The following is a 21,514-nucleotide window of genomic DNA, read 5'->3' on the forward strand; positions in this document are numbered from 1 at the left end:
ACAGCGTCGCCCCGAGGGCACGCCGACTCCCGGGGGAACAGCGGGCAAGGCGAGACCCAGCAGCGACATCGTCGCGATGCGGCTCGCTGACCGCCCCCAGGAAAGCGGCGTGCCGGACAGGGCGGCTTGAAGGGCAATGAAAGCAGAGGAGCGCCATCCCATCCGGGATGACGCTCCTCTGCTCAAAATTATTTGAAGTTTTTCAGTGCCCTCAATCTATCCTGAGGGCGCTTTTTGCGTTCTAATGCGATGAAGTCGAACGTACTCCCGTTCGTGTCTTGTTGAAACGAAGCCACTTGTCGAAGCCACAAGCTTCATACACGCGAATCGCCCGCGCGTTGAACGTGGCAACCGACAAGGTGATACGATTTGGGTCGAACGTAGATTCGATGAAATCAAGAATCGAGGTGACGAACGCTCGTCCGGTCCCATTTCCGGTCAGACCTGGCTTCATGCCTAAACCGAGGTCAATCGTATCGGCGTCTGTTTGATGCACGCTAACAAAACCGACCAGTTCGCCATCGTTCGTGATGGCGAATACCGATTGCCCTCGTTGTTCGGTGTCTAAAAACTCGGCCAAGTCGTCTTTGTCAGCCTCCATGTTATAAAACGCATACTCTCCATCGTAATGCCAACTGAAGGCGATCATTTCGGCCTGCGCTTGTGTCATCAAAGCGAACTTATATGTCATAGTGATTTCCTCGTTTCAAAAGGATGGATAGGTGCTACACTTTCGATAGTACCATCAATTCAAGAAGTGAGGTGACCACATGGGAATCAAACTAGATATGGTCGGCATCGTCGTCGAGGATATGAAGCGAGCGCTCGACTTCTATCGGCTGCTCGGACTGTCGATTCCAGCATCAATGAACGGGGAAGCGCACGTTGAAGTTGACGAAGGCGGCGTCCGGCTCGTCTTTGACACAGTCGAGGTGGCGGAGTCGGTGTATGGGGAATGGAAACCGGCATCGGGGCATCGGGTCGAGCTCGCTTTCCTGTGCGACAGCCGTGAAGCGCTCGATACACTGTTTGAAGCTATCTTCAAACAAGGATACGTGATTCATCGTGAGCCGTGGGACGCGTTTTGGGGACAACGTTACGCCATCGTCGTCGATCCGGACGGGAACCTCATCAGCCTATTCGCGTCATGACAAAACCCTCGCCTGGACTTGGCGAGGGTTTATTCGTCTCGGGTTTCGCCCCAAGAGCAGAGCGCCTTCATCGCTGGTTGCAGGCTAAACGCCTCCTCGGTGAGGGAGTATTCGACGTGGAGCTGTTTGTCGGTCGAATAGTCGTCGCGTCGGACCATGCCGAGCTGTTCGAGTTCGCGCAGTTGGTCGGTCAACACTTTGCGGCTGACGTCGGGGATGGCGCGCTGAATCTCCGAGAAGCGGCGCGGGCCGGTCTCGAGCGTGCAGTACACTTGTGGACGCCATTTACCGCCGATGATGTCGAGCGCCTTGTTGACGGGGAACGGGGTCGTCATGTTCAGTTCGCCTCGCTTTCGGGTAGTTACTTCAATGTGCGTACTTTTTTTCTTGCTACGATGAAGGTATCTTATCGTTATCGACCCAAATGAGCAACCAAAAAGGAGCGGATCAATTTGACTTATCCACGTACATTCTCACATATCGGGCTATCAGTCCCCAGTGTGACGGAAGCAGTGAAATTTTATGAAAACGTGATGGGCTGGTACACGATTATGCAACCGTCGGACGTCGTTGAGGATGACTCACCGATCGGCGTCATGTGCACCGACGTGTTCGGCCCGGGCTGGGGCAAGTTCCGCATCGCCCACATGTCGACCGGTGACAAGATCGGCATCGAGCTGTTCGAGTTCCCTAACAACGAGAAACCGGAGAATAATTTTGAGTTTTGGAAAACAGGCATCTTCCACTATTGCGTCCAAGACCCAGACATCGAAGGGCTCGTCGAGAAGATTGTCGCCCACGGTGGCAAACAACGGATGCCGATCCGCGAGTATTACCCGGGCGATAAGCCGTACCGGATGGTGTACTGTGAAGATCCGTTCGGCAACCTCGTCGAGATCTACTCGCATTCGTATGAACTGACATATTCGGAAGGAGCGTACTAATCATGAAAGCATGGCTACTTGAACAACCTGGCCTAGATAATATGAACCTCGGGGACATCGAACGACCGACCCCGGGAGCGGGCGAACTGCTCATCAAAGTCGAAGCGGTCGCCTTGAACCCGGTCGACTATAAAGTCGGCACGAACGGCAACCCGAACTGGGCATACCCGCACATCCTCGGCGTCGACCTCGTCGGCGAAGTCGTCGAAGTCGGCTCGAGCATCGCCAACATCATCACCGGCTCACGCGTCGCCGTCCATACGAGTCTCGCGAACAACGGAGGCTTCGCCGAGTACGCTGTCGTCGACGCCCGTGCTTGTGCCGTCGTACCGCAAGACGTTAGCGACGAAGCGGCAGCAGCCATCCTCTGTGCTGGCATGACGGCGTATGAAGCGGTCATGCAGAAGCTGAACACGCGCGACAAAGAGACGATTCTCGTCCACGCCGGAGCGGGCGGGGTCGGCGGCTACGCGATTCAGCTCGCGAAAAAGCTCGGTCTCGAAGTATTCACGACGGCATCGCCGGAAAACTTTGATTGGGTCACATCACTCGGTGCCGACGTCGCAATCGACTACAACGTCGAGGACGTGACGGAACGAATCATGGAACTGACGGACGGCCGTGGTGTCGATCTGATTTTGAACACGGTCGGCCGCGACGTGGCGACAGCCGATCTCGATCGCCTCGCCTTCAGCGGACAGCTCGCTCATATCGCCGGTCCGCCTGACATGTCGAACATGAAAGGGTTCACGCTGTCACCATCGATCCATGAAGTCGCCCTCGGTGCGGCCCATGCGAGCGAAGACGAGCGCGCGATTCGCAACTTGGCGTATATGGCCGAGGAATTGATGAAACTGCTCGAAACGGGTGAACTGAACGACCTCGTCACCGACGTGTTGCCGTTCGACCGCTTGAAAGACGGACTCGAACAGCTCCAGACGCGGAAAGTACGCGGCAAGTTGATTGTCCGCGTACGCGACTAAATCTTGGCCTCTTGTCTCGTGGCAAGGGGCTTCTTTTGGAGGGGATGGCATGGATTTACGGACGTCGTATCAACAGACGACGCATCAACTGAGCGGGCACGGGAAACGGAACGTCGGCGTCTTACAGCGCGCGTTTGAGCAAGCCGACCCGGAGCAAACGAGCGACCATTATGGGACGGGCGAGGTCATCGAACAATTCGAACAAAAGCTCGCCACGCGGCTCGGGACGGAAGCCGCCGTTTTCTTTCCGAGCGGCACGATGGCACAACAGATCGCCTTACGCATCTGGTCGGACGAGACAGGGAATCGAAGCGTCGCCTATCACCCGCTCTGTCACTTGGAGATTCATGAACAAGACGGACTGAGACAGCTGCATCACCTCGAGCCGCTTTTGATCGGGGGCACGGACCGCTTGATGACGCTTGAAGAAGTGGAGGCGTTACCGGACGTCGCTTGCCTGTTGGTCGAGTTGCCGCAACGTGAGCTCGGCGGCTATTTGCCGCCGTTTGATGAGCTTGAAGCGATCAGAAGGCACTGCCGGGAGCGGGGGGTTCATCTGCATCTCGATGGGGCGCGCCTGTTCGAGACGTTGCCATATTATGAGAAGACGGCCGAAGAAGTGTGCGCCTTGTTCGATAGCGTCTACGTCTCGTTCTACAAAGGGATCGGCGGTGTCGCCGGGGCGATTTTGGCCGGACCGAAAGCGTTCTGTGACGAGGCAAGAATCTGGAAACGGCGCTATGGCGGCGACTTGATCGGCTTATACCCGTACATCATCCCGGCCGACTACTACTATGAGCTCAGGAAAGACCGAATGGGAACGTACTACGAACATGCCAAAGCGCTCGCAACCCGGTTCAATGCGCTCGACGGTGTCTGGACGACGCCGGATGTGCCGGTGACGAACATGTTCCATCTTCACATGAACGGGGACGCAGAAACCGTCTCGAATTGGATTAAACGTGTTCAAACGGAGACAGGCATCGGCATCACTGGGTACGTCGTGCCACATGACGGCTATTGTTCGACCGAGATCAGTGTCGGGGATGCATTTTTAGACATCGATACGTCTCGGCTCGACAAGTTGTTCGAGGTACTCTCCCATCAACAATAACAAAAGCCCTGAAGAAACAATCGTTTCGACAGGGCTTTTGTTGAGGAACGATGCTTATGCAGCCTCAAGTTTGGATGCGTTTTTTCGTAGTGAAAGGTGTTTGACCGACAGTGTGATGAGCCATTGGATCGTCTTCGCTTGGACGAATACGAGCGGTGACAAGATGACGTAGTGCATCAGACTGTGCGCTGTGATGAAGTCGTTTTGAACGAGTCCCCAGTGGACGAAGAACATGCCGAGGACGACGTAGGCGACACCTGGGCAGATGAGGCCGAAGCTCGCCGCGCCATCAGGCTGTTCGTTGAAATAGTCTAGACGACGCAATACACGGAATCCGATCAAGCCGACGGCAGTGCTCGCCATGAACAGGAAGCCGAGTACGACGAACAGTAGCGCCGTGTTGACATGTGTCTCGAGTAGCCGGTGCGACACCATCGAATAGATTCGAACGAACGTGATTCCAGTGAGCGTGAAGATCGGAATCAGTAACCAGACGGTCGGTGCGCCAGGTTTGGCCAGACCTTTCGCCAATACGGCACGTAAACTCATACCGCCGAAGAAGAGGAGGATACCGCTGACGAGCGCTAAGAACAAGAGGGAGGCGACCGTCGATGTGACATAGACCCATGGTGTCGTCGACATCGCGGCAGGGCTCGCTAAACCGACAGCGACCATGACAAACGCGAACGCTCCTAAAAATTGTCCGAATTGATTCAAGTTGTCGACCGGAAATTTACCGTTCGCCATAACGTTGGAGATGTACTGAACATAAAGCACGAGCGCGTAGACACCGATTGCCAAGAATGCGAGCAAGGCGAACGGGAAGAGTGATTGGACGTTGGCCCATAGTCCAGGGACGAACAAGGCGCCGAGAATGAACACGACATTGACGCTCATCGCGTATGTAAGCGGTTCGGCCATGACCGCCACTTCACCCGGAGTGCCTTTGAGAGCCTGATAAGCCGACGTTCGCTTGTACGTGTGGAACGAGCGGACGTTCCAAATGAGCAGGCGGAAATGGTTCACCGCGAGCGCCAAGATGATGAAGGAGACAGCGACAACGAGAATTTGCGCAGTTCCTCCTTTCTCAAACGTGGCCCGCAAATGATCGAAATGGGGGAGTGGTGAATCCGGATGCGGAATCAAAAACATGAAATACATAAAGAACGAGACGGCGAGCCCGCCGTTACCGAGTGCTGATAAGAAGTAGAGCGGATGATAAGGTCGTTGTGTCATTGTGAAAAAGTCCTCCTAAAAAAATCAGATAACCAATTTATACCCCCTATGGTATAATGGAGTCAATACTTTCCTCGTCAAATGAGGGGAATCCCCTATGCCGTTTTGATGAGGAAATCATGTCGGGCGAAGTGATTTAACTCACAGGTTGGCCTGGGAAAACAACTGGGGGACTTCATGACTAGATGACGACGATCATAGTTGCGTCCTATAGTCCGGGAGAAATTGAGGGACTTCCCCTATATAAGTTGTATGCGCTTTCAACTATGCTGAAGGCGTGGGTAAGTTCACTTAATTGACATAATTTTGTCGGTCATCTACGGAAACGAAAGGGGAATTGCTTTATGCGTACTCATTATCGAGTTGTCATCGTCGGAGCCGGCACCGGAGGGATTAGCGTCGCTGCTCGCCTGCTTCGTGAAAAACATCATTTAGCCGATGAGGTTTTGCTGATCGACCCTGAAGAGAAACACTACTATCAACCACTTTGGACGCTTGTCGGAGCCGGTGCCGCGAAAAAAGAAGAGTCGGAGCGAGACATGGCGACACTCATCCCAAAAGGTGCGAAATGGCTTCAGGACAAGGTAGTCAGCTTCGATCCGGAAGCCAATCAAGTCGAGACGGCTGTCAACGGGACGATTTATTACGACTACTTGGTCGTCGCGTCGGGGATTGAGATCGATTGGGGTCGGATCAAAGGGTTGGAAGCAGCGCTTGGGACGAAACAAGTATGTAGCAACTACTCGTATCAACACGTCGACTACACGTGGGATACCCTTAGGGGTTTTGAGGGCGGTACCGCATTGTTCACGCACCCAGCATCACCTGTGAAGTGTGGCGGGGCCCCGCAAAAAATTATGTATATGGCGGAAGACTACTTTGTGAAAACAGGTGTCCGCGATAACAGTAAAATCGTCTTCGGATCGGCCAATCCGGCTATCTTTGACGTTGCCAAATATCGGACGGCGCTCGAAAAAGTACTCGAACGAAAACGGATTGACACACATTTCCGTGTCAATTTAATTGAGATTAAAGCAGACGACAAAGTCGCTGTCTTTGAACAGTTAGATAGCGGGGAAACGTTCGAGGTGCGCTATGACATGATTCACGTCACGCCACCGATGCAAGCACCGGCATTCATTCGAGAAAGCAAACTTGCCGATGCGGGCGGATGGGTCGATGTCGATATGTACACGCTTCAACATAAACAGTATAAAAACGTCTTCGGACTCGGCGACTGCACGAATTTACCGACGTCGAAGACCGGGGCCGCGATTCGGAAACAAGCACCCGTCGTCGCTAAAAATGTGGGTGACCTCATGTATGGCCAAGTCCCGGTCGCGTCGTATGACGGCTACTCGTCTTGCCCGATCGTCACAGGCTACAACAAACTCATCTTGGCCGAGTTCGATTACGAGAAAGTACCACAAGAGTCGATGCCGTTCAATCAAGCGAAAGAACGCCACAGCATGTACATCTTGAAAAAAGACTTTCTTCCAGTCATGTATTGGAACGGGATGTTGAAAGGGACGATGTGAGAAAGGGGGAGAAGACGATGGAACGTACAACAACGAAAGAACAGACATTAGAATCTGTGTTGACGCGGCCGGACGTCGAGCAAGCGCTCGTCTCCCTCGTCGAACGATTGCCCGAGATTGAGAAGTCGCTTCGCCGCCTCGAAGACGCCGTCGATTTCGGGATGGCGACGATGAACGACCAGCAAGTGAGACAAAAAGTCGATACGCTCCTCGACTCATCGAATTTACAGGTCGAGACGCTCGAGGCGGCGGTCAAGCTCGCCGAGAAGTTGCCGATGTTGCTCCAGGTGACGAACCAGCTTGAACAAGTGCTCGCTTTCGCACAAGACGTCTACGGGGACGAGCAGACACGAGAACTGATCGGTCAACGGGTCGATGAATATGTCGCACCGGTAAAAGAGAAAGCCGACGCCACGCGCACGATGCTCACCGAAATCCGGGCACGGGCCGAACGCGACGACCGCAACATCACGTTGTTCTCGCTCGTTCGTTGGCTGAAAGAGCCATCGGTCCAGCACGGCCTCAAGTATATGCAGGCGACGGTCGAAGTATTGTCCGAACAAACAAAAAAATAATGAACCGGTCCGGACGTGAATGCATCACGTCCGGTTTTTGTATGCTCAAATAGTTGGCAATGATTACCCACGGGGGTATGATGGAGGAAATGAGAAAGCAGACAGAAAGGAGGGGGCGGATTGGCACTTCAAGATTTTGAACGCCAGATTTTAAATGTCTTAAAAGACGCGGTCATCGTGATGGACCATGATCGAAACATCATCACGATGAACGAGGCGGCCGAACAATTGACCGGGTGGCGGCTAGGAGAACCTGTCCCGTACTGTTCATTTTGTCAACGACGTGAAATCGGTCCGGACGAAGATCGATGCTACTTGATCCAACATGAGCGTTCCCCGTACTTCACGTCAGAGATGCCGACATATTCGGGAAAGATGGTCGACGTGGAGATGAATACGGCGCGAATCTTGAACGATCCGCTATCGGGTGCGACGTACTATTTGCTCGTGCTTCGCGATTTTACGGAACGCAAGCGCCGGGAAGCGCATGCGCTCCGCGAACAGATGGTGCGGGAATTGATTCGAGCCCGGGAGGAAGAGCACGAAAGGCTCGCCCAAGAACTCCACGACGGGGTCGGTCAATCGTTGTTCAGCATCGCCCTCGCCCTCGGTGCGCTCCAGTCCGATGTATCCGACCCAGACAAGAAAGACTACATCGAATCCGTACTCGCCGAAGTGGGCCGACTGATCGACAACGTGCGCGGCTATTCGAAACAACTGCGCCCGATCGAGCTGGATCAATTCGGGCTCGGTTCGGCGTTGAACGTGTTAGTTGACAGTTTTGCCACCAGATACCCGCTCGTCACGTTTCGGACCGACATTCGTTTAGCTGACCGCTATGAGCGCGTCATCGAAATCAACGTGTATCGCATCGTCCAAGAGGCGCTCGTCAATAGCATGAAGTATGCACAGGCGAGTACGATCGACTGCCGCATCGTCGAGCATGACGGACAAATCGATGTGCTGTTTAAAGATGACGGGAACGGGTTCGATCAACAACGAGTGGCGAAAGGATTAGGGCTTCGTCATATGGAAGAACGGGCGAAAACGATTCACGGTACGTTTACACTCGAATCAGTCATCGGACAAGGCACTGAAATTTCAGTGTCCGTTCCGATTGAGCGAGGTCGCTATGACACCGATTGATGTGCTGATTGTCGATGACCACGAACTCGTCCGGCGTGGATTGAAGTTGATGTTTCGTCCCTATAAAGACATCAACGTTGTCGGGGAAGCGGCCGAAGGGACGACGGCCATCCAGGAAGCGATGCGGACGATACCGGACGTGATCTTGCTCGACATCACGATGCCGAACGGACTCGACGGATTTATGACGGCAAAAGCGTTAGCGCAAGAAGTACCGACCGCCAAAGTCATCCTGCTCACGATGCACGATGAGGAGCTTTACATCAAACGCGCGCTCGAGCTCGGTGTGCCCGGCTATTTATCCAAAAATAGTGATCCGGCCCAGCTCGTCGACGGCATCAAGCAAGTGATGGAAGGGAAGCGTTACTATGCAACGTCTCTGTCGGAAGCGTTTATCGAGAAAGCAGCATCGCAAAAGACAGAGTCGGTGCTGACGCGGCGTGAGTCGGAAATTGTACGTTTGACAACGCTCGGTTACGGAAATATCGAGATTGGAGAGAAACTCGGCATCAGTCCGAAGACGGTCGAGAACCATAAAGGACGCGTCATGCAGAAACTTCAAATCAAGCATCGACACGAGCTCGTCCAGTTCGCGTTGAAAAATCGGTTGATCGACTACGACGGCTAGAAAGAGGGGAAGTTATGAAACTAGATTTAGAGAAGACGGTCGATTCACAGTACATTCAACAGCACCTCGCCAACGAGCGGACGTTCCTCGCCTGGATCCGGACGGCCATCACCGTCATCGGGATCGGCTTCCTCGTGACGAACTTTCATTACTATCGAAGTGAGAACTTGAGCGGGGCCGAGCATCAACTGATCACGGCGATCGGCATCTTGTCGATCATCTTCGGTATCGCGACGATCCTCGTCGGGACACGGTCGTACTTGAAGAAAGTGCACACGATCAACTCGCAGCAGTTCAAGTCGGCGAAGATGAGCCTCGTCGCGCTCGCCATCGGGATGGTGTTCATCTTCACGCTCATCTTGATCGTCAGTTATTTTCTGTTTTAACAAAAAAACCGCCCGCATCTCAACCGAGGTGCGGGCGGTTTTGGTTATCTCGAGACGAGGGCGTTGAGACGATCGAGTTGTGACGTGAAGCCTTCGATGTGCGATTTGACCGTTCCCATTTGACAGACCCCTCTCTAGAGAAAGTACGGTACACCGACTTGAAACGATATAGTCCTTATTCCCGAATTGAGCATCCTTCCAACCTGGTCAGTCAAACAACAAATCGAGCACCGTCTCGCCGATGGGACGTTCTTTCCCTTCGTACGGGAAGGAATGGATATGGATGGCCGGGTTGAAGTTCAATTCGATGATGCCGTAGTCATTTTCTGCGTCAAGTGACGGGATCATCATATCGACGCCGCAAATCGTGGCACCGATCGCTTTCGCCGAATCGACCGCGACCTGTTTATAAAAGTCAGAGATTTGGTCTGTATAGTCGATACTGTCGCCACCTGTGCTAATGTTCGAGTTCTCGCGCAAGAAGACGCGTTCGCCGTCAGCGAGGACGCTGTCAGGAGTTTTGCCTTGCGGACGCAGGAACGACACGACGATGTCGTCGATCTCGATCTTCTCGAGCGGTGTCTTATAGCCTTTGCCGCGGAGCGGGTCCTCATTTTTCTTCGCAACGAGCTCGCGGATCGTCGAGACACCGTCCCCGGTCACATTCGCCGGGACGCGGTGCAAGATGCCGGCGACCTTATCACCGATGACGAGGAAACGATATTCTTTCCCCGGTAAAAACGTCTCGAGCAAGACGACGTCGTCGAACGTGTTGGCATGACGGAACGCCTCGAGCGCCTCGTCGAGCGTCGTCCCGTCTTTGAAGATGTGGATGCCGATCCCGAAGTTCGTCGATTTCGGCTTCAGGACGATCGGCTGAGCGGAAAACGCGGACCAGACGTTACGCAAGTCGTCTTCACTGCGCAACTCGACACCCCCAGGGACGTGGATGCCGTGTTCGGCGAGCACATGTTTTGTCACCGTCTTGTTTTCCATCATCAGCACCGACACGTAGTTATCTTTCGACGTTTTCGTCGCTTGTCTGACGTACTCGACCCGATTGCCGTGACGAAGACGGATGAATTGGTCGTCCCGGTCGACGACATCGACCGCGTAACCTCGTTTTAAGGCCGACTTCATCAAAATTTGCGTCGACAGTTCCATGTCCGTATAGCCGTGCATCCGGAACCGGTTGGCGAACGCATCTTCATAATACGTCTCGGCTTGGCGGAGTGACCAGGTCGTATAGCCTTCGTCGGTCATGACTTTTGTCAGCCGGGCCGAGTAGGTCGCTTCGACGTTGTCAATCCGTTCCCGGACGGACGCGAAGACGTCAGCAAAACCGAGGTCGTGTTGCGCGTTGAACGACTCGATGTCAGCGACGAGGTCACGGGCGAACGTTTGCAGCGCGACCGGCTCGCCATCACGTTCGAGGACGAGTGACGGCGATAGGCCCTCTTTGGCGACAAGCTGTTGGTTACGGAACGCCTCAGCTTGCCAGTCCGCAAAGTCAGTCTCGTCTTTCAACGCTAAATAGAGCAAGAAGACGTGCAGGAATCGCAAATCATCGAGTGCGATACCGGTCTTCTCGAACGGATTGAGGTCGATGTTGCGAATCTCGATATAATCGATGCCGTTCTTCTCGAGCCGGTCGAGGTCATTTCCGCCGCGGGACGTCTTCAGTCGAATCGGCGAGTACAGCTCGTTCGGGTTGGCGATGTCGCCCTTGGCGATCATACGGCGGACGCTACTCGCATAGTCTGGGAGCGTCGCATAGTTCGGATAGAGCGGTTCGACGTTCGTATAACCGCAGTCACTATTCCGGTACGACAGTGCCGTCGTATTCGAGTAGACGTCCTCGTTCAACGCCTGCATTTGGCTGACGCAACGTTCCTCGTAGCTCGTATGGACGGCGGGCGTTCCGCCGAGCAAGTAGACGGCGAGCCAGCGCAGGCGCAAATAGTTGCGGACGAGCTTCAAATAGAGCTCGTTTTTGAAGCGGTCATATTGCTTGGGCGACCCTTCATATAACGCGGCGATCAACTCGTCCGAGAACGAGAAGTTGAAATGGATGCCGGAGATGAGCTGTTTTTTCGCCCCGTACTTGTGAAGCAGATGTTCACGGTAACGGCCGGCCTCAATACCGGAACTGCCGAAGTCGGCGAGCGGGATGACGCCGCCGTCCGGCAACGGGCACGGCATCGACTGTGGCCAAAGCCGCTCGTCGCCGATATTTAGCGCCGTGATGTCATACAGCGTCTCTAAAAAGTTATGTGCCGCTTCGACGGTCGGGAACGTCGGCGTGATCAGTTCGATCTGGCTCTCGGAAAAATCGGTCGTAATATACGGGTGCGTCGCTTTGTCACCGAGACGTGACGGATGTTTCGTCACGGCGAGCGTCCCGTCTGTTGTCACACGTAGCATTTCGCGTTCGATCGCGAACCGTCCGCTCGTGAGAAGTTGCTTGGATAATTGCTTAAATCGCTTCTGCAAGTGAAGTCACTTCCTTTTTCTTTAGTCGAACAAATAGTGCCGAGACGAGCCCTTTAACGATGCTCGAGATGGCGATGCTCCACCAGATGGCGTCGATGCCGAGATACGGCTCGAGGAGGATGGCGAGCGGGATCCTAGCGACGGTGAAGACGATAGAGATCATCGCCGGGATCTTCGGTAGCCCGAGTCCTGAGAAATAACCGTTCCCGATCATCTCGAGCGAGGCGAAGATGAGGGAGACGCTGATGATACGTAAATAGCTGGCCCCGATTTCGATCGTAGTCGGATCATCGACGAAGGCGCGGATGAGCACGTCCGGGAAGAAGAGAAATACGAGCGTGATCAGCCCAGTGTAGAGCATACCGAGGTGCGTCGTCACGCGATACCCTTCGTGCACCCGTTCAATCTGTCGGGCGCCGATATTTTGGCCGGTATAGCTCGCGATCGCCCCGTTCAGTCCACCGATCATCATGTAGGCGATCGACTCGATCTGTAGGCCGATGCGCTGGGCGGCGATCGCTTCCGTCCCGTAGGATCCGATCATGCGGGCGAGAAGAATGCTGATGACGGTAAAGAGGACGCGTTGTGTCGCCATCGGGAAGCCGAGGCGAACGATCTCTGTATAGTCCGCGCGAACGGGTTCGACCGTCTCGTCCCAGTCAAAGAGCGCGCGAGCCCGATGCCAGAAGAAGCCGAACATGACGGCGTTGGCGACGAGTGTCGCCAGACCGGCCCCGAGCACGCCGAGACCGAGCGGATAGATGAAGAGCGGCGACAAGATCATGTTGAGCGTGACCCCGGTCGCGTTGATCCGCATCGCCGTCGTCGTATTGCCGAAACCGCTGAATATGCGGGCGTACAGCAAGTTGAAGAACGAGAACAATAGCATCGGTGCGCTGACGAGCAAGTAGCTGTAAGCGAGCCGCTCGACGTCAGGGGCGTTCATATTCAAAAAGCCGATCAGCGTCTGACCAAAGGCGACGAGGAGCGTCAAGAAGAACAGGCCGAGGACGAGGTTACCTCGTTTTCCGGCCTTGACGTAGCGTTGGATCAACTGTTGGTCCCGCCTGCCGACGGCTTGCGACACTTTGATGCCGGCGCCGACGACAAGTAACGACTGAATCGCCTGGCCAAGCATAATATAAAAACTGGCCGCACCGATACTGGCGACGGCGTCGCTACCGAGCGCACCGACCCAAAACATATCGACGAGACTATACGTGAACTGTAAGAGCGAACTGCCGACGAGCGGAAGAGCGAGCGCCAAGATGACGCTCTGCACACGTCCGGTCGTCAAATCGACGGTTTTCACAAGACAAGACTCCTTCAACGAATTAGTATATAACCATTTAGTTATATATAAGCACGACGAGACAAAATTGGCAATCAAGACGCCCGACTCGACGAAAAATCGACACAAAAAAAGGGATTCGAGGTGAATTCCTTACGTCGTGTAGACACGGATTCAAGTCGCCATGTAAACGAGCGTCGAGGCGAGCGCGTAAATCGGGTAGGTAGGGAACGCGTCTTCGAACAGCGGATAGATTATCAAGATGACGTCACATGAGCTATATGCCCAAAAAATCTTGAAGCGATGGTGGTAACCACTATACAAAGCGCAGTCACGTTTGAGAGTCACCTGTACAACAAAAGCCGGCGGACTAAATGTCCGTCGGCTTTTGTACGCCAAGTAGCAGTGCGAGTTCATTCGTCCGGTTCGCCATAAGGTCGGCGATCGTGTAGCGGTCGAGCACGTGCAGGAAAGCGAGCATCGCCTCGTTCAAGACGCTCCGGAGGTCACACGCCGGTGCGATGACACAGCGACCTTCGCCGAAGCATTCGACGAGCTCGAGCGGCTCCATCGTCCGGACGACGTCACCGACGTTGATGTCTTCCATTGGGCGGGCGAGCCGGAAACCGCCGCCGCGGCCACGGACCGATTCAAGATAGCCGTGTTTGCCGAGCTCATAGACGACTTTCATGACGTGGTTCTTTGAGATTTGATATTGGTCAGCCACTTCTTGGATCGTCACGAGACGATGGGAGAAGGTGGCGCTGTACATTAATGTTCGGAGTGCGTAGTCGCACGTTTGCGTGAGCCGCATGATCGTTCACCTCTTATCCGTCCATTGTACAGGACATTCCTCGAAAGCGCGATGTCCGGAGATGTGAAAAAAACGTGGCGAAATCGAGGCGAAAAGTTGAACTTCGTTTTAAACAAGTATTTTATATATTGCTTTTGGCGTGATGAAACTCACATAATAAATGTGTACTTTCAAAAAGGGGGAACTATTTATGTTAGATCAACAAACGATTGAAATTGTCAAAGCGACGGCACCGGTCTTGAAAGACCACGGTGTCGCCATCACAAGTCATTTCTATAAGCGCATGTTCGCAAACAATCCAGAAGTTCGTCAGTTCTTTAACCATACGAACCAACAACGCGGCCGCCAGCCTGAAGCGCTCGCCAACGCCGTCTACGCGGCCGCCGTCCATATCGACCGTCTCGAAGCGATCTTACCGGCGATCCAACCGGCGCTTCATAAACATAAAAGCTTGAACATCCGCCCGGAACACTATCCGATCGTCGGCGCTAACTTGCTCGGCGCAATTCAAGACGTTCTCGGTGAAGCGGCGACGCCTGAGATCATCGAAGCTTGGGCAAAAGCGTACGGTGTCATCGCCGACGTCTTCATCTCGCTCGAGAAACAAATGTACGCCGATGCACCATGGGTCGGCTTCAAGCCGTTCACGGTCGCTGAAGTCATCGAAGACACGCCGGAAGTGAAACGGTTCCGTCTTGTCGCGAACGACGGTGTCGTTGGTGTGGCCATCCCGGGCCAGTACATCTCAGTCCAAGCCCGCATCGAGGGTGAAGATATTTTACATCACCGTCAATACAGCGTCGTCGAGACGACAGAAGACGGCTACTGGATTGCGCCGAAAGCGGAAGGGCTCGTCTCGAACTGGCTTCACGAGCAAATAGTCGGTACAGAGATTCCGATGAGTGCGCCAGCAGGCGAGTTCACGATGGAAGACACGGACCGTCCGCTCACGCTCGTCGCTGGCGGGATCGGTATCACACCGCTGTTCAATATGGCGAAGACGGCGCTCCGTCAAGGTCGCTCGGTCACACTATTACACGCCGTCCGCAGCACGAACCTCCGTCCGCTCGGTGAAGAGCTCGACGAACTCGTGAATGAGGGACTTCAGCTCATCACACACATCGATGAGGTGTCTGGCTGCATGAGCGCGACACAGCTTACAGCACTCGATGTCGACGGTCATGACGTCTATACGTGCGGCCCGACCGCGATGATGGAGACGGTCGTCCAAACGATTCCACAAGCGCGTTACGAGTTCTTCGGTCCATCGGCCGTGCTCGCCAAAGCATAAGAAAAGACGATTGCCGCAGCAACCGTCTTACAACCGCCGATAAGATGTCGGCGGTTTTTTTAGTACGTCAAACTCGCGGCGACGATGATGCCGACGACGAGCGAGGCCGAGAACAGGCTGACACCGACGGCGAGGTTGCCGTTTTCGACTTCTTTCTCCAAGTTTACGCCAGGCGTGAGCACGTACTCGAACGTCCAAAAGGCGAGCACTTGGGCGAGGATCCCGACGAGCCCCCAGATGAAGGCGTCGAGCAGGTTGACGCTGTTCGCCCACACTGTGTAGATGACGATGGCGAGGCCGAGCGCTTTGCCCCAAAGTTTGAGGGCGACGGCGACGTTGCCAGCTTTGATGAGTTTGCGTTCTGAATATTTTGTCGTCAGGGCGAACACGACGAGTCCTGCTAAAATAAGTCCGAACCCGGTACCGAGGTGAGCCAGGAAGCTCAAGATTGAATCGAGCGTGATAAATGTCATGTGTTAATCTCCTTCGTGAGTTGGTGTGCCGATGGCTAGGTAGTAGGACTGGTTGTTCGTGATCATGCTTCCGGCCCGGGCGCCGAGCGCCGACGGGTGGCCGTTCAGACAAAAGCAACCGATCATGTAGTGCGTCGCAAGCGGACCGTTGACCGTGTTCGTCGTTCGTGTCGGTAGCTCGTTGAATTGTTGATACACCGCGGTTTCTGCGGCATATGTCTGCAGCACTTCTTTATGGAACGGGACGCCGTCTTCGGCATACAAAATGACCGAGTCGCCTTCACGTCCGAAGGCCGGTTTTTGCACGTAAGCGCTCTGGCCTAAAAATGGGTCCGCCTCGAGATAAGTCGGTAACAAGTGAGTCTGGATGATGTCGCGCTCCGCTTCGTCAAAATATGTATCCGTCTCATACAGTTCCCAAATGAGCGCTTGGACGCCTTTGGACTGCATGAGAAACGCGGACAGCGGGTTGAGGAGCGACACGTGCTTCGCTTGATTCAACTCGAGCAGCCGGATGCCGATCAACTCGCCGTTCGGCGCCCGGTCGTCGACCAAGTGCTCGATCGGATACGTCTGGCGGTACAAGACGTCGATCCGTTCGCCCGACGGTGTATAGACGCCGTCCACGTCGACGAGCAACTGATTGAGCGGGACGAACTCTGACGGCAAGTCGAGCGTCTCTTGGAGGAAGCGGGTCGTCCATTTGTCCTCGATGTTGTCGTCGTGTGACGTGAAGACGATTTTTGGTGTCCCGTCGCGATTTAATCGTTGCCACGCCGCGATGACGGCTTTACGGAGTTCGGTCTTCAGCTCGGCTGTCGCGTCCGCGTTCGGGTCGTTCAGCCCGAACTCGGTCGTCACATACCGGTTCACATCGAACAGTTCTTTGATGAACGTCGGCGTGTCGGCGTTGAACTCCATCAGTTTGATCACACCGTCTTTGACAATCCAGTCATACCGGCCGATGATCGTCTCTTGCGGGAGCGCTTTGTCACGCAAGAACGGCAAGCTCGCCTCCGGATAACCGAGCAGACGGAGCGTCTCGTCTGGGAGCGTCCGCAACAATCGATTCGTTTTCCGGAAGATGGTGTCGACGGCGCGCGTCGCTTCCTGGATGCGATCGACCTCGTCTTGCGTGTAGACGAGGCAATCGTAGAGTGCATATTCTTCATCGTTCAAGTCGGGCCAAAAGTAAGGGATTTGGCCGAACAAGTCATGCCGATTCATCCCCCGAAGCCGCCTTTTGAGCCGCTGCCGAGTCCCGAGTTTGACCCTGAATTCGACCGGTTCGGCGTGATGCTGCTCGCGCCACCGTTCGAGCGGTAGTTTTTATAAGCGGACGAGTTTTTTAGCGAACTCTTTGAATTGAACAGACTGCCGAGTAAGAAGAAGCTCCCGAAGTGCGGGGACCGTCTGTCGTCGCAGTAATATGATTCCGTTTCATCGTCCCATTCCCAGTCGTCACACTCATAGCCGGTCGGCTCTTCCGGTAACGTCGCTTGTTGCGTTTCGTCCGTACCACACGCCGCGAGTGACGCTGTCAAGACGGCGGCCGAGAGACCGCTTAAAATCTTCTTGCTTGTTTTCATGTTGTTTCCTCCAGTGTATAGCCAGTCGGGGTGACATAGATGACGTAGACGCCACGGTCCTCGTCCGTCTCGGCCGAGTCGCGCGCATATTCGTTTCCGGCGACATATAAATACTCGCTACCGAGCATGGCGAGCGCGTCAAGGTGACGGTCGACGAAGTACGCTTCGAGCAGCGGGTTGTCGAACCGGTCGTCGAGCGTACGAATCTCGACTTTGATGTCGTCAGTTGCTTTCTTATCAACAGGTCCTTCCGTGTACCGGTCGACGTAAATCAAGAAATATTGGTCGCCTTCGAGTGCGGACGAGCGTTGTTTGTACGTCATGCCGTCTTTGACGAAAAATTCGCATTCGCGTCTAGCAAGTACTTCATCAAGCCCGAGCGATGTATAATGGTAAAGTGGCTCGAACGAGATCTCATTTTTATAGAGTCGGTATTCTAAAACGATGGAGTCCATAGGTCAGTCCTTTCTTTTTTTCTTTCTATACGGAACCGAACGCAAACTAGTTTCGTAAATCAATTGAGTTGTCTCTAGTATATAGGAGAAAGGGAGTGATTTCAGTGCATATCTTTTTTCGAGTGTGGCGCGGGTTATCGAAATTATCGTTTCTGAACGTCGTGTTGGCATCGCTCGTCATTATTTTGACCGGTACCGTCCTCGGCTACTGGCTCGAGCCGGAGACGTTCCCGTCGATGTTCGATTCGTTCTGGTGGACGATGACGACGCTGACGACGGTCGGTTATGGTGATTTCTTCCCGTCAACGGTTGCCGGGCGTTGGCTCGGCATTTTCCTGTTCCTGTTCGGGATCGGGATTATCGGGGCTTTGATCGGAAAACTCGTTGAGGTCGGTGCGACGTTTCAACGTTTAAAACGGGAGGGAAAGCTAGTGTATCGAGGAGAAGGGCATTACGTCTATATCGGTTGGTCGCCGAAGACGAAGAAAGCGATCGACGAGGTGCTCAGCTATGAGCCGAAGGCGGAGATCGTCTTGATCGACCAATTGAAAGAAGAACCGTACGATCATGACAACGTCCATTTCGTCCACGGTGACCCGTCCGATGAGGCGGTGCTCCTGCAGGCGAACATTTTGAAAGCACGCCGGGTCGCCATCTTCGCGGATGCGCGGATCAGCGAGACGTTGCTCGCCGACGGGAAGTCGCTATTGATCGCGTCAGCCGTCGAGGCGCTGTCGTCGGAACGAAATGTTGACCTACATACGGTCGTCGAAGTATGCGAAGAGCGGAACATTTCAAAGTTCAAACACGTGCGCATCGACGACTTTATATTGGCGAACGATTCGGTGTCGCTCCTCATGGCGAAAGCGACGTTACAGCCGGGCACGACATCGATTTTCCGGCAACTGCTCAGCAAGCAGTCCGGTGGCAACATTCAAGCGCTCGCGCCGAGACCCGAGTGGGCGACGGTCCGGGACGCTGTCGAAAACTTGTTGCGCCAGGGCGTCACGTTGATTGCCGTCAACGACCGTCTCGATTTCGCGACGGCGCTCGACACAACGCTTGAGCCGAACGACACGCTCTACATCGTCTGTCATGACGATGCGTGGGAACGTCTAAAGCAAGGAGGAATTTGATGCATAACGGAACGTTTATCCGCAAGATGACACGTATGCAAAACGTGCAACGATGGGACGAATACGCGCCGCACTATCACGATAACGCGGCGAGCCATAGCTTCCGTGTCGCCGTCTTCAGTTTGATCGCGGCCTATTATGAAGAGAACAATGGACAGGACGTCAACTTGCTCGATGTGCTCGGCAAGGCGCTGTTCCACGATATGAACGAGGTGCAGACCGGCCCGATCATGCACCGGACGAAAAAAGAGCCGACGCTCAAAGAACATATCGAACGGATGGAACGGACGGCGAGCCTTGGGTTAGTCGACTTGTTGTCACAGTCGCTCCGGCCGCACTTTTATCGTTTTCTCGTCGAGGCGGAGGATGATTCGTTCGAAGGTCGGATTGTCGACGGGATCGATTCGTTCGATGCGATGCTGTTCGTGCGGCGTGAAGTCGCACACGGATCGCCACACTTCGTCGAGAAGCTCAAAGAGATGAAGGCGGTGCTCCGCGACCATCCGCTCGAGTCAGTCCGCTGGCTCTATGAGCAAGTCGAAACGGAGACGGACGTCGCGACGTTCATCGAGAACGTCATGCGGATGGATAGCGTGCGGCGCTGGAAAGGCCGTTTTAACACGATTGACGACAACGACGCCATCCACGGTTTCCGGGCGGCGGCGCTCGGTCTGTTCAGCGGCTTGCTCGAGCGTGAGAAGTACGGGGTCGAGGTCGACGTCGCCGAACTGACGGCGCGCTTGCTCTGTCACGACCTCGTCGAAGGCGTGACCGGGGACGTGCTCGGTCCGGTGAAGCACTCGACGGCCGAGACCGGTGCTGCGTTCGAGGCGTATGAACGGGCCGAGAGCGAGGCGTTATTGTCACTCCTCCCGGAATACATGCAACCAGCGTTCCGGCGCTATATGGCCGATTCGAAAGATGCGACGTACGAAGGGCTGCTCGTCGATATGATGGACAAGCTCGATGCGTTGATCAAGATGAACATGGAGCGGAAGATGAACGGGGCCGAGTACGAAGTCACGTACCGGGAACAGCTCCGGAAAGTCCAGTCGCGCTATGAGAATCCGAGTATGATTTTCTTCCTCGCCTACATTTTGCACGATCTCGATTATGTCACGAGCTAAACGAGTCGCAGACGACCTGTCTGCGGCTTTTTTTATATCATTCATTGACATATATCATTCAACGATATATATTGGGAGTAAGAAGTATATCGATGAATGATATAGGAGGCGAGACGATGCCACGGAACGATACGATCGGGCTCGGGGAGTTGACCGATAGCACATTTTACATCTTGCTCGCGCTGACCGAGCCAAGGCACGGGTATTTGATCATGCAGTTCGTCGAAGAGTTGACGAACGGGCGGGTGCAGATCGGTCCGGCGTCAATGTACACGATCATCAAAAAACTCGTGAACGCGTCGCTGATCGAACCGCTCGACGGGGACGGCAAGAAGAAGAGTTACATCATCACGGACATCGGGCGCGAGTTGTTACACGAAGACGTGAAACGGCGCCAAGCGATGGTCGACGACGCACGTTTCATTTTGGAAGGGGAGGACCACAGATGAACCGAAAATATATGGCGAGTTGGGGCCTCGCGTTCGCTGAAGAGCGTGAGATGGAGAAGTTGGGACGAATGGCCGCGAAGGGCTGGCATTTAGAGAAGTTCGCACCGCTCGGCTATACGCTCGTCGAAGGGGAACCGGCGGACGTCCAGTATAGTCTTGATTATCGTAAACGACCGGACGAGGATTATTTCGAGCTGTTCCGCGCGAGCGGCTGGGAACACGTCACGTCGAGCGGGGACGAGATTCACGTGTTCAAAGGTAGTCCGGACGCGCGACCGATTTACTCGGATCGTGAGACGACACACGAGAAATATGCACAAGTCGAAGGGCAGATGGGGAAAGTCGCGCTGGCACTGCTCATCTTATGGGTCGGGCTGTTTATATTGCTTGAACTGGATTGGTCGGGACTCGTCGAGACGGGACTGGTGATGATCCAGTTGCTCGTCACGATCGGACTCGTCTTCACAGGTCTCCCGTATTTAGGCTATCTCGTGAAGCGAAAAAGGCTCGATCGCAAAGGATGACTAGGCGGATGGCACAAGCCATCCGTTTTTGTTTTGGTCGACTGAACTATTCAAGAAAAAAATAGTTAGGTGCAGAGAACTGTTTTTCGGAAATCCTCTGTTCAACTAAAGTGGAATCGTTCATGATGATTAATGAAAGCGCTTGCATATAATTCGATAGGAGGAAAAACG

The 21,514-nt window shown here is 54.3% G+C and carries 25 protein-coding genes; 14 read left to right on the forward strand and 11 right to left on the reverse strand.

The window, feature by feature from the left end:
• Positions 1 to 241: 241 nt before the first annotated feature.
• Positions 242 to 691, reverse strand: coding sequence for a GNAT family N-acetyltransferase (locus tag EVJ32_RS13430; RefSeq protein ID WP_370276269.1), 450 nt, complete (start codon positions 689 to 691; stop codon positions 242 to 244).
• A gap of 79 nt (positions 692 to 770) precedes the next feature.
• Here EVJ32_RS13430 and EVJ32_RS13435 point away from each other — a divergent pair, with 79 nt between their 5' ends.
• Positions 771 to 1,151 carry a VOC family protein gene (locus tag EVJ32_RS13435; RefSeq protein ID WP_131458762.1) on the forward strand — a complete coding sequence of 127 codons (381 nt, stop codon included), beginning with the start codon at positions 771 to 773 and terminating at the stop codon, positions 1,149 to 1,151.
• Positions 1,152 to 1,180: 29 nt separating this feature from the next.
• On the opposite strand, the gene EVJ32_RS13440 is transcribed toward EVJ32_RS13435, so the two are convergent.
• Positions 1,181 to 1,486, reverse strand: coding sequence for a winged helix-turn-helix transcriptional regulator (locus EVJ32_RS13440; RefSeq protein WP_070328289.1), 306 nt, complete (start codon positions 1,484 to 1,486; stop codon positions 1,181 to 1,183).
• 117 nt (positions 1,487 to 1,603) lie between these two features.
• Here EVJ32_RS13440 and EVJ32_RS13445 point away from each other — a divergent pair, with 117 nt between their 5' ends.
• Genes EVJ32_RS13445 through EVJ32_RS13455 form a run of 3 tightly spaced genes read left to right on the forward strand, consistent with a single transcriptional unit; the run spans position 1,604 to position 4,192 of the window.
• Positions 1,604 to 2,095 (forward strand): lactoylglutathione lyase family protein, encoded by a 492-nt coding sequence (locus EVJ32_RS13445; RefSeq protein WP_131458763.1) that lies wholly within the window; start codon positions 1,604 to 1,606, stop codon positions 2,093 to 2,095.
• Between the two features lie 2 nt (positions 2,096 to 2,097).
• On the forward strand, positions 2,098 to 3,078 hold the full coding sequence (locus tag EVJ32_RS13450) for a zinc-binding dehydrogenase (protein ID WP_131458764.1): 981 nt from the start codon (positions 2,098 to 2,100) through the stop codon (positions 3,076 to 3,078).
• A 49-nt stretch (positions 3,079 to 3,127) separates the two neighbouring features.
• On the forward strand, positions 3,128 to 4,192 hold the full coding sequence (locus EVJ32_RS13455; RefSeq protein ID WP_131458765.1) for a threonine aldolase family protein: 1,065 nt from the start codon (positions 3,128 to 3,130) through the stop codon (positions 4,190 to 4,192).
• Between the two features lie 54 nt (positions 4,193 to 4,246).
• Here the strand turns inward: EVJ32_RS13455 and EVJ32_RS13460 are convergent, their stop codons facing one another.
• The gene (locus EVJ32_RS13460; protein WP_131458766.1) at positions 4,247 to 5,428 is read right to left on the reverse strand and encodes a TsoY family (seleno)protein; all 1,182 of its coding nucleotides are present in this window, start codon (positions 5,426 to 5,428) and stop codon (positions 4,247 to 4,249) included.
• A 344-nt stretch (positions 5,429 to 5,772) separates the two neighbouring features.
• On the opposite strand from EVJ32_RS13460, the gene EVJ32_RS13465 reads away from it, so the two are divergent.
• The 5 genes from EVJ32_RS13465 (at position 5,773) to EVJ32_RS13485 (ending at position 9,701) form a co-directional block, all read left to right on the forward strand.
• Complete coding sequence (locus EVJ32_RS13465; protein WP_131458767.1) at positions 5,773 to 6,966, forward strand: FAD/NAD(P)-binding oxidoreductase; 1,194 nt, start codon at positions 5,773 to 5,775, stop codon at positions 6,964 to 6,966.
• A 17-nt stretch (positions 6,967 to 6,983) separates the two neighbouring features.
• The gene (locus EVJ32_RS13470; protein ID WP_131458768.1) at positions 6,984 to 7,541 is read left to right on the forward strand and encodes a hypothetical protein; all 558 of its coding nucleotides are present in this window, start codon (positions 6,984 to 6,986) and stop codon (positions 7,539 to 7,541) included.
• A 120-nt stretch (positions 7,542 to 7,661) separates the two neighbouring features.
• The gene (locus EVJ32_RS13475) at positions 7,662 to 8,687 is read left to right on the forward strand and encodes a sensor histidine kinase (RefSeq protein WP_131458769.1); all 1,026 of its coding nucleotides are present in this window, start codon (positions 7,662 to 7,664) and stop codon (positions 8,685 to 8,687) included.
• Entirely contained in the window at positions 8,674 to 9,315 is a 642-nt protein-coding gene (locus tag EVJ32_RS13480; RefSeq protein WP_236635501.1) for a response regulator, read from the forward strand. The genes EVJ32_RS13475 and EVJ32_RS13480 overlap by 14 nt, the downstream gene beginning before the upstream one ends.
• Positions 9,316 to 9,329: 14 nt before the next feature.
• Positions 9,330 to 9,701: a YidH family protein gene (locus EVJ32_RS13485; protein ID WP_021066029.1), complete on the forward strand. Its 372-nt coding sequence runs from the start codon at positions 9,330 to 9,332 to the stop codon at positions 9,699 to 9,701.
• Between the two features lie 207 nt (positions 9,702 to 9,908).
• Here the strand turns inward: EVJ32_RS13485 and gshAB are convergent, their stop codons facing one another.
• From gshAB to EVJ32_RS13500, 4 genes are all read right to left on the reverse strand, one after another.
• On the reverse strand, positions 9,909 to 12,194 hold the full coding sequence (gene gshAB, locus EVJ32_RS13490) for a bifunctional glutamate--cysteine ligase GshA/glutathione synthetase GshB (protein WP_131458770.1): 2,286 nt from the start codon (positions 12,192 to 12,194) through the stop codon (positions 9,909 to 9,911).
• Positions 12,178 to 13,506, reverse strand: a complete 1,329-nt coding sequence (locus tag EVJ32_RS13495; RefSeq protein ID WP_131458771.1) for an MATE family efflux transporter — start codon at positions 13,504 to 13,506, stop codon at positions 12,178 to 12,180. The genes gshAB and EVJ32_RS13495 overlap by 17 nt, the downstream gene beginning before the upstream one ends.
• Positions 13,507 to 13,659: 153 nt before the next feature.
• Positions 13,660 to 13,809, reverse strand: coding sequence for a hypothetical protein (locus EVJ32_RS16230; RefSeq protein ID WP_161567378.1), 150 nt, complete (start codon positions 13,807 to 13,809; stop codon positions 13,660 to 13,662).
• A gap of 46 nt (positions 13,810 to 13,855) precedes the next feature.
• Complete coding sequence (locus EVJ32_RS13500; RefSeq protein ID WP_131458772.1) at positions 13,856 to 14,299, reverse strand: RrF2 family transcriptional regulator; 444 nt, start codon at positions 14,297 to 14,299, stop codon at positions 13,856 to 13,858.
• 190 nt (positions 14,300 to 14,489) lie between these two features.
• Between EVJ32_RS13500 and EVJ32_RS13505 the strand changes: the two genes are divergently transcribed.
• On the forward strand, positions 14,490 to 15,590 hold the full coding sequence (locus EVJ32_RS13505) for a globin domain-containing protein (RefSeq protein WP_131458773.1): 1,101 nt from the start codon (positions 14,490 to 14,492) through the stop codon (positions 15,588 to 15,590).
• A 59-nt stretch (positions 15,591 to 15,649) separates the two neighbouring features.
• Here the strand turns inward: EVJ32_RS13505 and EVJ32_RS13510 are convergent, their stop codons facing one another.
• Genes EVJ32_RS13510 through EVJ32_RS13525 form a run of 4 tightly spaced genes read right to left on the reverse strand, consistent with a single transcriptional unit; the run spans position 15,650 to position 18,107 of the window.
• Positions 15,650 to 16,063: a DUF350 domain-containing protein gene (locus tag EVJ32_RS13510; protein ID WP_016508299.1), complete on the reverse strand. Its 414-nt coding sequence runs from the start codon at positions 16,061 to 16,063 to the stop codon at positions 15,650 to 15,652.
• Between the two features lie 3 nt (positions 16,064 to 16,066).
• A complete protein-coding gene (locus tag EVJ32_RS13515) occupies positions 16,067 to 17,290 on the reverse strand; it encodes a glutathionylspermidine synthase family protein (RefSeq protein ID WP_131458774.1) in 1,224 nt (407 codons plus the stop codon).
• Positions 17,287 to 17,652 (reverse strand): hypothetical protein, encoded by a 366-nt coding sequence (locus tag EVJ32_RS13520; RefSeq protein WP_070328267.1) that lies wholly within the window; start codon positions 17,650 to 17,652, stop codon positions 17,287 to 17,289. Before EVJ32_RS13520 ends, EVJ32_RS13515 begins: the two co-directional genes overlap by 4 nt.
• On the reverse strand, positions 17,649 to 18,107 hold the full coding sequence (locus EVJ32_RS13525; protein ID WP_016508356.1) for a hypothetical protein: 459 nt from the start codon (positions 18,105 to 18,107) through the stop codon (positions 17,649 to 17,651). The genes EVJ32_RS13520 and EVJ32_RS13525 overlap by 4 nt, the downstream gene beginning before the upstream one ends.
• A gap of 104 nt (positions 18,108 to 18,211) precedes the next feature.
• On the opposite strand from EVJ32_RS13525, the gene EVJ32_RS13530 reads away from it, so the two are divergent.
• From EVJ32_RS13530 to EVJ32_RS13545, 4 genes are all read left to right on the forward strand, one after another.
• Positions 18,212 to 19,243 (forward strand): ion channel, encoded by a 1,032-nt coding sequence (locus tag EVJ32_RS13530; RefSeq protein ID WP_236637373.1) that lies wholly within the window; start codon positions 18,212 to 18,214, stop codon positions 19,241 to 19,243.
• Positions 19,243 to 20,370: a YfbR-like 5'-deoxynucleotidase gene (locus tag EVJ32_RS13535; protein ID WP_131458775.1), complete on the forward strand. Its 1,128-nt coding sequence runs from the start codon at positions 19,243 to 19,245 to the stop codon at positions 20,368 to 20,370. The genes EVJ32_RS13530 and EVJ32_RS13535 overlap by 1 nt, the downstream gene beginning before the upstream one ends.
• 116 nt (positions 20,371 to 20,486) lie before the next feature.
• Positions 20,487 to 20,819 (forward strand): PadR family transcriptional regulator, encoded by a 333-nt coding sequence (locus EVJ32_RS13540; protein ID WP_131458776.1) that lies wholly within the window; start codon positions 20,487 to 20,489, stop codon positions 20,817 to 20,819.
• Positions 20,816 to 21,343 (forward strand): DUF2812 domain-containing protein, encoded by a 528-nt coding sequence (locus EVJ32_RS13545; protein ID WP_131458777.1) that lies wholly within the window; start codon positions 20,816 to 20,818, stop codon positions 21,341 to 21,343. The genes EVJ32_RS13540 and EVJ32_RS13545 overlap by 4 nt, the downstream gene beginning before the upstream one ends.
• Positions 21,344 to 21,514 lie beyond the last annotated feature (171 nt).

The sequence above is a fragment of the Exiguobacterium sp. SH5S4 genome, assembly GCF_004337045.1.
In the GTDB taxonomy this organism is placed as follows: domain Bacteria; phylum Bacillota; class Bacilli; order Exiguobacteriales; family Exiguobacteriaceae; genus Exiguobacterium; species Exiguobacterium aurantiacum_A.

Excerpts from the sequence above, each read along its gene's own strand:
- EVJ32_RS13455 (WP_131458765.1), top strand. The coding sequence starts at position 3,128 with ATGGATTTACGGACGTCGTATCAACAGACGACGCATCAACTGAGCGGG.
- EVJ32_RS13500 (WP_131458772.1), bottom strand. The coding sequence starts at position 14,299 with ATGCGGCTCACGCAAACGTGCGACTACGCACTCCGAACATTAATGTAC.
- EVJ32_RS13465 (WP_131458767.1), top strand. The coding sequence starts at position 5,773 with ATGCGTACTCATTATCGAGTTGTCATCGTCGGAGCCGGCACCGGAGGG.
- EVJ32_RS13510 (WP_016508299.1), bottom strand. The coding sequence starts at position 16,063 with ATGACATTTATCACGCTCGATTCAATCTTGAGCTTCCTGGCTCACCTC.
- EVJ32_RS13470 (WP_131458768.1), top strand. The coding sequence starts at position 6,984 with ATGGAACGTACAACAACGAAAGAACAGACATTAGAATCTGTGTTGACG.
- EVJ32_RS13435 (WP_131458762.1), top strand. The coding sequence starts at position 771 with ATGGGAATCAAACTAGATATGGTCGGCATCGTCGTCGAGGATATGAAG.
- EVJ32_RS13450 (WP_131458764.1), top strand. The coding sequence starts at position 2,098 with ATGAAAGCATGGCTACTTGAACAACCTGGCCTAGATAATATGAACCTC.
- EVJ32_RS13485 (WP_021066029.1), top strand. The coding sequence starts at position 9,330 with ATGAAACTAGATTTAGAGAAGACGGTCGATTCACAGTACATTCAACAG.
- EVJ32_RS13505 (WP_131458773.1), top strand. The coding sequence starts at position 14,490 with ATGTTAGATCAACAAACGATTGAAATTGTCAAAGCGACGGCACCGGTC.
- EVJ32_RS13515 (WP_131458774.1), bottom strand. The coding sequence starts at position 17,290 with ATGAATCGGCATGACTTGTTCGGCCAAATCCCTTACTTTTGGCCCGAC.
- EVJ32_RS13440 (WP_070328289.1), bottom strand. The coding sequence starts at position 1,486 with ATGACGACCCCGTTCCCCGTCAACAAGGCGCTCGACATCATCGGCGGT.
- EVJ32_RS13525 (WP_016508356.1), bottom strand. The coding sequence starts at position 18,107 with ATGGACTCCATCGTTTTAGAATACCGACTCTATAAAAATGAGATCTCG.
- EVJ32_RS13430 (WP_370276269.1), bottom strand. The coding sequence starts at position 691 with ATGACATATAAGTTCGCTTTGATGACACAAGCGCAGGCCGAAATGATC.
- EVJ32_RS13460 (WP_131458766.1), bottom strand. The coding sequence starts at position 5,428 with ATGACACAACGACCTTATCATCCGCTCTACTTCTTATCAGCACTCGGT.
- EVJ32_RS13535 (WP_131458775.1), top strand. The coding sequence starts at position 19,243 with ATGCATAACGGAACGTTTATCCGCAAGATGACACGTATGCAAAACGTG.
- EVJ32_RS13545 (WP_131458777.1), top strand. The coding sequence starts at position 20,816 with ATGAACCGAAAATATATGGCGAGTTGGGGCCTCGCGTTCGCTGAAGAG.
- EVJ32_RS13520 (WP_070328267.1), bottom strand. The coding sequence starts at position 17,652 with ATGAAAACAAGCAAGAAGATTTTAAGCGGTCTCTCGGCCGCCGTCTTG.
- EVJ32_RS13480 (WP_236635501.1), top strand. The coding sequence starts at position 8,674 with ATGACACCGATTGATGTGCTGATTGTCGATGACCACGAACTCGTCCGG.
- EVJ32_RS13540 (WP_131458776.1), top strand. The coding sequence starts at position 20,487 with ATGCCACGGAACGATACGATCGGGCTCGGGGAGTTGACCGATAGCACA.